The sequence below is a fragment of the Acidimicrobiales bacterium genome (assembly GCA_040219085.1).
Taxonomy (GTDB): Bacteria; Actinomycetota; Acidimicrobiia; order Acidimicrobiales; family JAVJTC01; genus JAVJTC01.
Genome location: JAVJTC010000029.1, coordinates 19,622 through 31,825 on the forward strand (window position 1 = coordinate 19,622; position 12,204 = coordinate 31,825).

At 69.5% G+C, this 12,204-nt stretch carries 14 protein-coding genes; 11 read left to right on the forward strand and 3 right to left on the reverse strand.

The annotated features are described in order from the left end of the window. The first annotated feature begins 54 nt into the window (after positions 1-54). The 6 genes from RIE08_12280 (at position 55) to RIE08_12305 (ending at position 7,247) form a co-directional block, all read left to right on the forward strand. Positions 55-813 (forward strand): 3'(2'),5'-bisphosphate nucleotidase CysQ, encoded by a 759-nt coding sequence (locus tag RIE08_12280; GenBank protein ID MEQ8718378.1) that lies wholly within the window; start codon positions 55-57, stop codon positions 811-813. Next, a complete protein-coding gene (nucS, locus tag RIE08_12285; GenBank protein MEQ8718379.1) occupies positions 810-1,469 on the forward strand; it encodes an endonuclease NucS in 660 nt (219 codons plus the stop codon). The genes RIE08_12280 and nucS overlap by 4 nt, the downstream gene beginning before the upstream one ends. A 178-nt stretch (positions 1,470-1,647) precedes the next feature. Then, the gene (locus RIE08_12290) at positions 1,648-3,621 is read left to right on the forward strand and encodes a VanW family protein (protein ID MEQ8718380.1); all 1,974 of its coding nucleotides are present in this window, start codon (positions 1,648-1,650) and stop codon (positions 3,619-3,621) included. 2 nt (positions 3,622-3,623) lie between these two features. Further along, positions 3,624-5,012 (forward strand): wax ester/triacylglycerol synthase family O-acyltransferase, encoded by a 1,389-nt coding sequence (locus RIE08_12295; protein ID MEQ8718381.1) that lies wholly within the window; start codon positions 3,624-3,626, stop codon positions 5,010-5,012. A 5-nt stretch (positions 5,013-5,017) separates the two neighbouring features. Further along, entirely contained in the window at positions 5,018-6,259 is a 1,242-nt protein-coding gene (locus RIE08_12300) for a geranylgeranyl reductase family protein (protein MEQ8718382.1), read from the forward strand. A gap of 82 nt (positions 6,260-6,341) precedes the next feature. Further along, positions 6,342-7,247, forward strand: a complete 906-nt coding sequence (locus tag RIE08_12305; protein MEQ8718383.1) for an SDR family oxidoreductase — start codon at positions 6,342-6,344, stop codon at positions 7,245-7,247. A gap of 12 nt (positions 7,248-7,259) precedes the next feature. On the opposite strand, the gene RIE08_12310 is transcribed toward RIE08_12305, so the two are convergent. Beyond that, complete coding sequence (locus RIE08_12310) at positions 7,260-7,649, reverse strand: nuclear transport factor 2 family protein (protein MEQ8718384.1); 390 nt, start codon at positions 7,647-7,649, stop codon at positions 7,260-7,262. A gap of 86 nt (positions 7,650-7,735) precedes the next feature. Between RIE08_12310 and RIE08_12315 the strand changes: the two genes are divergently transcribed. Next, positions 7,736-8,311, forward strand: coding sequence for a phosphatase PAP2 family protein (locus tag RIE08_12315; GenBank protein ID MEQ8718385.1), 576 nt, complete (start codon positions 7,736-7,738; stop codon positions 8,309-8,311). A gap of 21 nt (positions 8,312-8,332) precedes the next feature. Here RIE08_12315 and RIE08_12320 read toward each other — a convergent pair whose 3' ends face one another. After that, positions 8,333-8,506, reverse strand: coding sequence for a hypothetical protein (locus tag RIE08_12320; protein ID MEQ8718386.1), 174 nt, complete (start codon positions 8,504-8,506; stop codon positions 8,333-8,335). Between the two features lie 133 nt (positions 8,507-8,639). On the opposite strand from RIE08_12320, the gene RIE08_12325 reads away from it, so the two are divergent. Beyond that, positions 8,640-9,380 (forward strand): mismatch-specific DNA-glycosylase, encoded by a 741-nt coding sequence (locus RIE08_12325; GenBank protein ID MEQ8718387.1) that lies wholly within the window; start codon positions 8,640-8,642, stop codon positions 9,378-9,380. Positions 9,381-9,396: 16 nt separating this feature from the next. On the opposite strand, the gene RIE08_12330 is transcribed toward RIE08_12325, so the two are convergent. Further along, positions 9,397-10,365 carry an LLM class F420-dependent oxidoreductase gene (locus RIE08_12330; protein ID MEQ8718388.1) on the reverse strand — a complete coding sequence of 323 codons (969 nt, stop codon included), beginning with the start codon at positions 10,363-10,365 and terminating at the stop codon, positions 9,397-9,399. A gap of 126 nt (positions 10,366-10,491) precedes the next feature. On the opposite strand from RIE08_12330, the gene RIE08_12335 reads away from it, so the two are divergent. The 3 genes from RIE08_12335 to RIE08_12345 are packed head-to-tail and all read left to right on the forward strand — an operon-like array spanning position 10,492 to position 12,183. Then, positions 10,492-10,665 (forward strand): hypothetical protein, encoded by a 174-nt coding sequence (locus RIE08_12335; protein ID MEQ8718389.1) that lies wholly within the window; start codon positions 10,492-10,494, stop codon positions 10,663-10,665. Next, positions 10,662-11,318 carry a thermonuclease family protein gene (locus RIE08_12340; GenBank protein MEQ8718390.1) on the forward strand — a complete coding sequence of 219 codons (657 nt, stop codon included), beginning with the start codon at positions 10,662-10,664 and terminating at the stop codon, positions 11,316-11,318. The genes RIE08_12335 and RIE08_12340 overlap by 4 nt, the downstream gene beginning before the upstream one ends. Before the next feature lie 34 nt (positions 11,319-11,352). Beyond that, a complete protein-coding gene (locus RIE08_12345) occupies positions 11,353-12,183 on the forward strand; it encodes a ChbG/HpnK family deacetylase (GenBank protein ID MEQ8718391.1) in 831 nt (276 codons plus the stop codon). Positions 12,184-12,204: the final 21 nt, after the last annotated feature.

Consider the following 12,204-nt stretch of genomic DNA (forward strand, 5'->3'; position numbering starts at 1 on the left):
CAGCTCGGGTCTCCGCCCTACAGTCGCTTCCTCGCGAACACCCCCGGAGCAGATGTGAGCACAACCGAAGACCACCGACTCGCGACACGTCTCGCAACCGAGGCCGGAGTTCTCCTCGTGGCGCTGCGGTCCGAGCTCGAGGCCGCGGGGGCCGACGTCGCCGAGATGCGCGCCGAAGGCGACCGACGATCACACGACCTTCTCATGGACGCCCTGGCCGAGGCGAGGCCCGACGATGCCGTGCTCTCCGAGGAGGGCAGCGACGACCAGGGCCGGCTCACCGCTGAGCGTGTCTGGATCATCGACCCCCTGGACGGCACACGCGAGTTCGGTGAGCCACCCCGGGTCGACTGGGCGGTTCACGTGGCCCTCGTCGAGGGTGGGGTCGTCACCGCCGCAGCCGTGAGCCTCCCCGCGCGCGACCTGACCCTGAGCACCGCCGATGTCGCACAGGCCCGCGCCGGCGACGGGAGGCGCCCCCGCGTCATCGCGAGCCGCACCCGCCCCGGCCCTGCTGCCGAGGCCATCGCCGAGGCCCTCGACGGTGAACTCGTCTTTCTCGGATCGGCCGGGGCGAAGACGATGGCGATCGTGCTCGACGAAGCCGACATCTACGCCCACACCGGCGGCCAGTACGAATGGGACTCGGCGGCGCCCGTCGGCGTCGCGGCGGCCGCCGGTCTGCACGCGAGCCGCATCGACGGCAGCCCGCTCGTCTACAACCGCCCCGACCCGCTCCTCCCGGACCTCCTCGTGTGCCGGGGCGACTACGCGCAGGCCGCCCTCGAGGCAGTCTCGGCGCTGGACTCGTGAGGCTCGTCGTCGCCCGGTGCTCGGTCGATTACGACGGCCGTCTCACGGCGCACCTCCCCGAGGCCGTGCGTCTGATCATGGTGAAGGCCGACGGGTGCGTCGCGATACACGCCGACGGCGGCGCCTACAAGCCTCTCAACTGGATGAACGCCCCCAACCGGCTCATCACCGACGAGGGCGTCTGGACCGTCACGAGCCCGAAGGGCGAGAAGCTCGTGATCACGATGCACGAGGTCCTCACCGACGAGGTCCACGACCTGGGGGTCGACCCGGGCCTCACCAAGGACGGGGTGGAGGCGCATCTCCAGGAGCTCCTGGCCGCGGATCCGGCCCACCTGAGCGACGGTCTGCGCCTCGTCCGTCGCGAGTATCCGACCGACATCGGCCCCGTGGACCTGCTGTGTCGCGACACCGACGGCACCGCTGTCGCCGTGGAGGTCAAGCGGCGCGGGGAGATCGACGGGGTGGAACAACTCGCCCGGTACCTCGAGTTCCTCAACCGCGACCCGCGACTCAGGCCGGTCAGAGGCCTGTTCGTCGCCCAGGTGATAAAGCCGCAGGCGAAGGTGCTCGCAGCCGAACGCGGAATCGACTGTCGCGAGGTGGACTACGACGAGCTGCGCGGGATCGGCTCGAACGAGCTCCGGCTCTTCTGAGGTCGCCCGGAACGGGTGCAGCCAACCTTCGGGCACCAGCAACTAGCCTGAGCGCATCGAGAATGACGATCGCACCGTCCAGCTCGAGTTCCCCGATGATCAGTTCCGGCCCGGCGACGCCGCGCGCCACCGGAGGGTCTTCGGATCGCTCGACCTTCCGCCCTGGGCATGGGGCGCCGTGGCCGCCGCGCTCGTCGTGGTGGTGTTCCTCGTCGCGTTCACGGTGGACACGGCGATCCACTCCGGCCAGGTCACCCGCAACGTCGAGCTCAGCGGCACGGCCGTCGGGGGGCTGTCCGAGGACGACCTCCTCGCCGTCGTCGAAGAGAAGGAGACGGCTCTCGCCGCGACCGAGGTCGTCATCGTCACGCCGTCCGACGAGCTGACGACCACCGCAGGCGAAGCCGGCGTCGGAATCGACCGGGCGGCCACCGTCGATACCGTGCTCGACGTCGGACGCGACGGCTCGGTGCTCACCCGCCCCTTCTCGTGGCTCGGGTCGTTGTTCTCGTCCACCGATGTGCATCCGATCGTCACGGTCGCAGACGACGTCACGGACACGTCGCTGGCCTCGATCACCTCCGAGCGTCTCTCCGAGCCGGTCGAGCCCGAGTTGGTCTTCGCCGACGGCGCCTTCGCCGTCCAGGCCGGGGTCCCGGGGTCCGCCATCGACGCTGCATCGGTTCTCGCCCAGCTCGCCGAGGTGGTCGACGCCGGAACGAACCCGATCGTGTTGCAGGTGGAGCCGGTTCCTGTCGCCCCTGCCACCCCCGACAGCGCCATCGCTGCGATTGCTGACGACATCAACTCCGCCACGGCGCGCGGCATCGAAGTGACCGTCGACGGTCGCACCGAGACGATCGGAACGGCCGACCTGCGCAGCTGGGTCTCTACGGACTTCGGCGAAGACGGCGGTTTCGTGGGCTGGACGGTCGACCCCGAGGCCGCTCAGGCCTTCGTCGAAGCCGTCTTCACCGATGCCGGCGAGCCTGGCGAGCTGGGAGAGGTCACCGTCATCGACGGTGTGCCGACTGCCGCCGGCGGTGGGACACCGGGGACACGGTGCTGTTCGCCCGAGGCGGGAGCGCAGGTCGCCGACGCGGTGACCGGCGGTCGTGGGTCGGTGACGCTCGAGCTGACCGAGGATGAGTCCGTCAACCAGGAACTCCTCGAGGAGATGGGCGTGATCGAGCTCATCGGCGAATTCACGACCGAGCACGCCGCCGGCCAGTCACGGGTGGAGAACATCCACCGCATCGCGGACATCGTCCGGGGCGCAATGATCGAACCGGACGGTGGGCGGTGGACCATCAACGACTTCGTGGGCCGCAGGACGATCGAGAAGGGCTTCGTCTCGGCGGGGGTCATCGAGAACGGCGTCTTCGTCGAAGACGTCGGTGGCGGTATCAGCCAGTTCGCCACGACCATCTTCAACGCCGCCTTCTTCGGGGGGCTCGACTTCGGCGAATACCAGGCGCACTCGATCTACATCTCGCGCTACCCGTACGGGCGTGAGGCGACCGTCTCGTTCCCGGCACCGGACCTCGAGCTGATCAACAACACGCCCCACCACGTGATGATCTGGACCTCCTACACGGACACGTCGATCACCGTTCAGCTCTACTCCACGCGCTACGCCGACGTCGTCGAGACCGGCCAGTCCTCCCAGGCCCAGGGCCAGTGCACGCGTGTCTACACCTACAGGGAACGGACCTACCCCGACGGCTCCGTCGACGAGGACTCGGTGACGGCGCTGTACCAACCCGGAGAGGGCCTCAACTGCCAGGGGGAACCCTTCATCCCACCCCCTGACTGCGACTTCGACGAGCGGGCGATCGACACCAACGCGGACCGGTACACAGACAGCTGCGTCTTCGTGGATCCACCCGCATGCGACTTCGACCAGGTTCTCGTCGACACCAACGACAACGGCAACCCCGACACCTGCGAGGGTGCCGACCCGCCCAACTGCGGTCCCGACGAAATCGCCGTGGACACCAACGGCAACGGTGTCCTGGACGCGTGTGAGCCGGCACCGACTCCCGAACCGACTCCCACCGCGGACCCTCCGAACCCCGACCCTTCGGCGACACCGACACCGAATCCCACGGTGGACCCGTCGGCCACGCCGGTGCCCAACCCGGAGACCTGACCGTGGGCGTCGACGACACGTCGGTGCACGCGGACCGAATGAGCGACATCGACGCCGTGGTCTGGGGCCTCGACGCCGATCCCAGACTCCACGCCCCGATCGGTTCCGTCTCGTTCTTCGCCTCGCCGCTCGACCCGGACCGGGTCACCGCCCGGCTCGATCGGGCGTCACGGGCGGTGCCGAGACTGCGCCAGCGTGCCGTCGCCTCCCGCCTGGGGCTCTCCGTCCCCCGCTGGGAGATCGACCCGGCCTTCACGATCGAACGCCATGTGGACGTTGCCGACGGCTCCGCCACACGCGGGGAGGTCCTCGAGCGCACGGGCGACGAGTTGGCGAGACCCTTCGACCGGGATCGGCCGTTGTGGTCCACCGTCATCTACCCGGATCTCGGCGACGGAACCGCCGCCATGATCTCGAGGGGCCACCACGCCCTCACCGACGGGCTCGGCGCTTTGCGGATCCAACTGGAGATGTTCGACCTCGAGGCGGAGCCCGAACCGCCCTCCGACGAACCGCCCGCGCCTGACTCCACGCCGCCGACCCGTCAGGCCCGGGTTGTCAGCGCCATCGAACATGATCTGGCCAACCAGACACGGTTCCTTCACGGAGCGGCACGGTTCCTCGGGACTGCGCTCGCGGATCCCACCGGCGCACGTGACGAGATGGTCGATGCCGTCGGCTCCGCACTAAGACTCGCCGGACCGACCGGCGAGGCTCTGAGCCCGCTCATGACACACCGTTCGTCGCTACCGAAGGTGCGCACCCTCACCCTCGATCTCGAGACCATGAAGGCCACGGCTTCGGCCGCCGGGGTGAAGCTCAACGACGTGTTCGTCAGCGGCACGTGCGCCGGAATGCAGATTCTGCACGAACGTGCGGGGCTACCGACCGAACGACTCCGCATGGCGATGCCGATCAGCACACGCGGCCCCGACGACGACGTGGAGACGAACCGGTTCGTCCCGCTTCGTTTCGAGATCCCCCTCGGCGCGGACAGCGCCGCTGCCCACCTCGAGATCGTGCACGCACTGGTGGCGGCCGCCCGGCGCGAGCCGGCGATCGGTCTGGTCGAACCCGCGGCGGGCATCGCGTCTCGTCTACCCCGCGCCGCCCTGTTGCCGCTGTTCGGACGGATGGTGGACGGCACCGACTTCGTCGCCTCGAATCTGCCGGGGTCCCCGCTACCCGTGTGGTTCTGCGGGAGCCGCCTCGTGGCCCAGTACCCGTTCGGTCCCCTGACCGGGGCGGCGGTCAACGTCTCGCTACTCAGCTACTGCGACGACGTGGCCATCGGTGTCGTGGCGGACACCGCTGCGGTCGACGACCCGGACGAACTCGTCGATTGCCTCAGGCTCGGCTACGCCCGGGCGCTGGGCGCCTGCGACGATTGACCACGATGCCAGCCAACACCCTCACCAGCGACGTGCTGATCGTCGGCGGCGGCCCCGCGGGCTCAGCATGTGCGATCGAAGCCCGCCGGTTGGGCCTGCGCGCCACGATCGTCGACAAGTCCACCTTTCCGCGCGACAAGTTCTGCGGCGACGGCCTGACAGCCGACGCACTCCGGCGTCTCGAGGAACTCGGCGTCGATCCGAGGCCCATGTCGTCGTTCTTCACCGTCGACCAGGTGAGCGTGCGGACGACCAGCGGTCGCCAGGTCAGCTATCCCCTGCCTCGCGACGGCATGTTCGGCGCGGTCGTGCGTCGCGACGAACTCGACGTCGCCATCCTGGACCGTGCCCGGGAGATGGGCGCCGACGTGATCGAAGGGGTCGCTGTCACGGGACTCGGCACCGGAGACGACCGGATGACCGCGACCCTCGGCGACGGACGGTCGGTCCAGGCCCGCTACGTCATCGGCGCTGACGGAATGTGGTCGCCGACCCGCAAGATGCTGGGCCTGGGTGACCGCACCTACCGGGGCGAGTTCCACGCCTTCCGGCAGTACTACTCGAACGTGTCAGACGAGCTGGCACGGGGCCTGTGGGTCTGGTTCGAACCGGAGATCCTCCCGGGCTACGTCTGGGCGTTCCCGGAGTCGGGGGGCCGAGCCAACGTCGGTTTCGGCATCCACCGGGACTGCAACGCCACCCGCGAGATGAAGGAGTTGTGGCCCGAGCTCCTGTCCCGACCCCACATCGCGCGGGTCCTCGGCCCGGATGCGACCCCCGACGGCCCCCACCGGGCGTGGCCGATACCGGCGCGCCTCGACGGAATGGAACTCACAGCCGACCGCGTGCTGTTCGTCGGGGACGCGGCCGCCGCCACCGACCCGATGACCGGTGAGGGCATCGCCCAGGCGCTGCTCACGGGGACGCTGGCCGCCCGGGCCGTCGCGGCAGCCGGACCAGGAGATCCGGCCGACGCCACGCACCGCTACGAAGCAGCCGTACGACGGTCCCTGCTGCCGGACTTCCTCATCGCGAAGTGGCTGGGCCGCCTGATGCGGACCGAACTGGGGGTGCGGGGCGCCGCGCGGGCCTCGGGGATGACCGACTGGACCCGTCGTAACTTCGCAAGATGGCTCCTCGAGGACTACCCCCGGGCCGTCGTCTTCACGCCGACGCGGTGGCACCGCGAGCTCTTCACCGCGCCCGGCGCCTACCGCACCCCGGGCCCCGCTCCCCTGCCGTCCTGAGCTCCCGGCGCAGCCGCACCTTGGGCCGCGCTCGCCTACCGTCCTAAGCTCCCGGCGCACGCGAGCGGTCAAAGGAGACCACGTGAATCCTCTCAGCTTCGACGGAAGGGTCGTCATCGTCACCGGTGCCGGCGGTGGCCTCGGGCGGGCGCACGCCCTCGAGTTCGCTCGACGTGGGGCGAAGGTCGTCGTCAACGACATCGGCGCTCCCCTTCGCGAGGAAGGTTCGTCGGTCGGTCCGGCGCAGGCCGTCGTCGAGGAGATCGTCGCCGCTGACGGGGAGGCCGTCGCCAACACGGACAGCGTGGCGGACGCCGAAGGTGGCGAGGCCATCGTCCAGACGGCGCTGGACGCCTTCGGACGGATCGATGTGATCGTCAACAACGCCGGGATCCTGCGGGACAAGTCGTTCCACAACATGGACGCAGCCATGGTCGGTGCCGTCATCGCGGTGCACCTCGAGGGAGCTTTCAACGTCACGCGGCCGGCGTGGACGCACTTCCGCGAGCAGAACTACGGCCGTGTCCTCTCCACCGCATCCAACGCGGGCCTGTTCGGAAACTTCGGGCAGGCCAACTACGGGGCGGCCAAGCTCGGTCTCGTCGGCCTGACCCATGTGCTGGCCCTCGAGGGAGCGAAGTACAACATCAAGGCGAACGCCCTCGCACCCATCGCCACCACCCGCATGACCGAGGAACTGTTCGGCGACGACATCAAGGAACTGTTCGACCCGGCCAAGGTGAGCCCGATCGCGGCCTACCTGTGCCACGAGGACTGCGAGGTCACCGGCGAGGTGTACTCGGTGGGAGGCGGTCGGGTCGCACGGGCCTTCGTCGGCCTCACGAAGGGTGTCGTCCTCGATGAGATCACCGCAGAGGCGATGGCGGAGAACCTCGAGGCCATCCGGGACACGACCGACTTCGAGACCTACGGCTCGGCCTTCGAAGAGGTGGCTGCCGTCGCCGAGAGGCTCGGCAAGGGCGGCTGAACGGCAGATCGCTCAGCGGCGCATGACCGGGGATCCGTGGTGGGCCACCATCAGCCACGAACCAGCGCGCCTCTCGAAGATGTTCAGAGCAGCCACGGTCCCGCCCGGACCCTCCGCCGACACGAGGTTCTCGTCGCCGGTGACCCAGGCGGTGTCACCGTGGCGGCGCACTCGCGTGTCGGTCAGGATGAACTGGAGCGGATCGCCACCCGAGAAGATGGACTCCCACGACGCGGCGACCGCCTTCCAGCCATGACGCGTCGGCCACCCCGGATGGGTGCACGCCACCGCCTCGGACTGTTCCCAGACCTCCGCCATCGCGGCCATGTCAGCGGCCTCGAACGCTTCGTAGAAGGAGTCGTTCGCCATGATGATCTCGTCGTCGCCGGCGGGGCCTTCCACGGCGACGACGGTAGCCCGACCGGTGGCGACCCCGGGGGGTCATCAGGCACGGGGGTGTCGGTCGGCGACCCGGTTAGCGTGACGTCGTGTCCGCACCGACACCGAGCGGCCGCGCGCCGATGCTGAACTCGAAGAGGATCCGCTCCGCCGTCGAGACCTTCGACAGCGCGGTGGATGACTGGTTCGCGCGCAACCTGCGCGGCCGGCGCGGCGCCGACCGACTCTTCTACACCGCTGCCAACGTCGCCGACCACAGCCTCATCTGGCACACCGTCGGAGCCGTCAACGCCCTGAGGGGGGGTCGCGCGGAGACAGCCGCCATACGCACCGCGATCGCCCTCGGCGCCGAGTCGGCGATCGTCAACGGTGTCCTCAAGTCACTGACGCGACGCGAGCGACCCGTCCCCGACGCCCCCCGTCCGCTGTACCTGCGGATCCCGCGCACCACGAGCTTCCCGTCCGGACACGCCTCGAGCGCGACGCTCGCGGCGGAACTCCTCGCTGATGCAGGTGTACCCCGCGCGTTCACATGGCCGGCAGCGGCCGTCGTGGCGGCGAGTCGCGTACACGTGAGGATTCACCACGCGTCAGATGTCATCGGAGGTGTCGCGACCGGCATCGCCCTCGCTGCGCTGGTCCGCAGATTCGCGCCACTGCGCTGATCAGATCGAACCCGCGTGGCCTCAGGCCTCGAGAGGCTGCTTCTCCGCAGACGCTGCGAGCAGAAGGCGGATGTCGAGGAGCAGGTCGGACACCTCGGACGCCGCCACGAGATCACGTGAACCGAACACGCCGAGGTTGGTGTCGATCACGGCAATCGCCTCTCGAACGCTGTCGACGGTCGGTGTCTCGGTCATCTCGCTCCTCACGGGTTGTCCCGGTCGGTCGGGGCCCCTGTGGGCGAGGGTACATCCCGGCGTGGTGGCTACCGTAGCCGGGCAGATCCCACTGTCGTGCGCGAGTTGTCCACCACCGCCACGACCACCCGGCATGACCCTGACCGACCTATCGGACCACCGAGCCGACGACCTTCCGCTGGCGCTCGCGCGGCTGCACCGGGCGACCGACGTCGGCGACCGCCTACACGTCACCTTTCCGGAAGGGCTCGACCATGACGTCGCGGCCTCCGGGTTCACGCGTGGCGACCTCATCACCGGAGGCGGGTTCCGAGCCGACGGTTGCGACGATCCCGTCGGCGACGACGCGGGCGGGTGCCATCTCATTCGGCTCCGCACCCTCCCCGACACCGTCGCCGCCGACATGACGATGCTCGTGGTTGGCCTGAATCCGAGTGTCTACTCCGCCGACGCGGGTGCGGGGTTCGCCCGCCCCGGCAACCGCTTCTGGCCCGCGATGATCGAAGCCGGACTCGTGACCGTCGCCCGGGACACGATCGCCACGCTCGTGGACCACGGGATCGGGATGACCGACGCCGTCAAGCGAGCGACTCCACGTTCGGCGGAACTGGCCCGCGACGAGTACGTCGAGGGTTTCGAGCGACTCGAACGCCTGGTGACCTGGCTGTCGCCGGGGGTGGTCTGCATGGTCGGCCTGGAGGGTTGGCGCCTGGCAGTGGACAGGCGCGCTTCGGTCGGACTGCAAGATGATCGACTCGGCGGCCGTCCGGTCTACGTAATGGGCTCGACGAGCGGGCTCAACGCCCACCAGCAGCTACCGGCTGCGGCCGCTCACCTCGAGGCGGCATTCGCAATCGGCGCGGACGGCGGTTGAAGGCTCGGGGCCGGCTCTAGGCGGTCGGGGCGAGCGCCCGCACGGCTTCGGTCGGGTCGAGCCCACCGAAGGGCATGAGCGCGATCACCGGGGTGGTGACGCCCGCTTCGACATAGGCGCGGACCCCGGCCCGACACTGATCGGGCGTCCCCGTGACGAACAGGTCGTCGACCACGGACTCGGGGATCTCGTCGAGTGATCCGCGCCGGTCCCCCGCGTCCCACCGCTCCCAGTGCGCACCGAGAGCCTCCCCACGGCCCAGCCACTCGTGATAGGCGCGGTAGACCCCGACGTTGAGGTACGCGGCGATCATTCTGCGCGCGCCCGCAACCACAGCCTCGCGGTCCGTCGTCGGGCACACGAAGATGCGGGCGACCACCTCGATGTCGTCGCCACCGGCGTCGCGGGCGATCCCGGCACAACGGCGGGCATCGGCGGCGGAGAGCCAGTTGAGAATCGGACCATCGCCCACCGAACCCGCGAGTTCGAGCATCCGGGGGCGAAGTGCCGCCACCAGGATCGGAATGCGCCGGGTCATGGGGATGCCGAGGCGGAAGCCTCGGACCTCGAAGGTGTCACCGGCGAAGTCGACCCGTTCCCCAGCCAACGCCTCCCGTAGGAACCCGACGAGATCACGAACCCTCGACAGCGGCCGCTCGAACGCGACAGCGTTCCAGTTCTCGACGATCACCTGCGAAGAGGCGCCGATGCCGACGACCATCCGACCGGGAGCGGATGCCTCGAGTGAGGCGATGCTCTGTGCGATCAGCGCCGGCCCCCGCGTGAACGCCGGGATGATGGCGGTTCCGAGCCGGAGGTCGTCGGACCACTGCCCGGCGAGGGCCAGTGGCGTGAAGGCGTCGGTGGCGGAGGCCTCCGCCGACCACACGTCGGTGTAGCCGAGACCGGCGAGCTCGCCGATCAGGCTTCGCTGAGCAGGCAGGGGCCCGTCCAGAGGAATCGTGAGGCCGAGTCGGTCTTGCACACGGATGAGGTTGCCAGTTCGGCGACTCGGGAGGAAATCGCCGCCCGTGGGTGTTGTCCATGTCGAACAGCCGGCGATGACCGGGGTCCCTGGGCGACTGTCACACCCTCCCGTCAGGATGAAGGCATGAAGAAGACACAGCTCGTGTTGATCGAGTCCCCCGAGACGCCCAACCGGGCTCCGTGGCGCATCGACGAGACGACCCGCGCGATCGGCCGTGAAGGTCTGCGGGAGGCCCGCGAGGCCCTCCGGGCCGCCCGGCGCCATGAAGCGACCGTCGCGGCGAACCCTGCGGCGTGAGCAGAACACTGCGGCGCGCCGGGCTTCGCCGTCCGTCGTGGCGGTGGCTGACGACGATCCTCGGCGCGCTCGCGCTCGTCATGACCGCGTGCGGGACGTCGACCGAACCCGGAGCTCAGGCCACGCAGACGCCGCTGCAGAACGTGACCGACGCACCTGCGCCGACTGAGACGACATCGCAGTCTCCGGGCGAATCGAATCCCGGACCTCCCGCCGACGCGCTACCCGGGACGGTGGTGGACGTCATCGACGGAGACACCGTGCGGATCGACTTCGGCGAGGCCACCGAGTCCGTGCGGCTCATCGGCATCGACACCCCTGAGCCGTCCGGTGGCTTCCAACCGACCGAATGCTTCGGAGACGAGGCATCGGCGTTCACCCGGGGGCTCATCCCGGAGGGATCCGCGGTTCTCGTCACCTTCGACGCCGAGTTGCGCGACCGCTTCGATCGGCTTCTCGGCTACGTCTACCGCGCCGACGACGGCCTCTTCGTCAACCTGTCGATCATCGAGAACGGCCTGGCGGGCCAGATGACAATCGAGCCCAACTCGACCTTCTCCGGCCTCTTCGGCGCAGCTGCGGCCGAGGCGGACAGAGCCGGCCTGGGGCTCTGGCGGGCCTGCGACGGCCCCGACGACCTGGTCGATTCCTGAGTCCCGGACCGGGGCAGACGGATAACCTCGCACGGTGACCTCGCTCGCCGACCGCCTCGGCTACGGACCCGACGATCGTCTCGTCATCGTCTCCTGCGAGAACCTCGGCTGGACCCACGCCGCGAACAGCGCCGCCTACGAGGCGCTCAGGTCGGGAGCGGCGACCACTGCGTCCCTCGCCGTGCCGTGCCCGTGGGCACGCGAGGCCGCGTCCACCTACCGGGGCGAGGACGTGGGGGTCCATCTGATCCTGACGTCACCGCTCGAGACCTACCGCTGGGGGCCGATCACCCAGGCACCATCGCTCCTCGACGGCGACGGCGGGTTTCCCCGCACCGTCGCAGATCTCTGGGACCACGCCGACCTCGACGAGGTCCGCCGCGAGTGCAGGGCCCAGATAGAACGGGCCATCCTCTGGGGGTTCGACGTCGATCACCTCGACGCGCACCAGGGGGTTCTCGAAGCGAGGCCGGAGTTCTTCGACGTCTTCCTCGAACTCGCCATCGACTTCCGCCTCCCCATCCGCCTCGGCGACGCGGCGGCGGAGGCCCGGTACGGGTTCCCGTTCCGTCGCCTCGCCGCCGAAGAGGGCATCGTGAGTCCGGACCACGTCATCCACGTGTCCGGTGGCGACCCCGCGGTCACGCTCGAGCGGGCGCTTGGCGCTTTGGCTCCGGGCGTGACCGAGATCGTCTTCGCTCCCTCCGCCGACACGCCCGAGGCCCGCGCCGCCGATCCGGACTGGGCCACCGGCGTCGCCCAGAACGAAGTACTCAGCGCACCGACCACCGCTGCGGCGATCACCGCGGCGGGCGCTCGGCCCATCGGCTACAGGGAACTACGGGCCGCACAACTCACCGGCTGATACCGGAACCTCGCCGCCGGA

What these genes read in the sequence shown, in the direction of transcription:
- RIE08_12300 (MEQ8718382.1), top strand. Translation starts at nt 5,018, where the DNA reads ATGCCAGCCAACACCCTCACCAGCGACGTGCTGATCGTCGGCGGCGGC.
- RIE08_12320 (MEQ8718386.1), bottom strand. Translation starts at nt 8,506, where the DNA reads ATGACCGAGACACCGACCGTCGACAGCGTTCGAGAGGCGATTGCCGTG.
- RIE08_12325 (MEQ8718387.1), top strand. Translation starts at nt 8,640, where the DNA reads ATGACCCTGACCGACCTATCGGACCACCGAGCCGACGACCTTCCGCTG.
- RIE08_12335 (MEQ8718389.1), top strand. Translation starts at nt 10,492, where the DNA reads ATGAAGAAGACACAGCTCGTGTTGATCGAGTCCCCCGAGACGCCCAAC.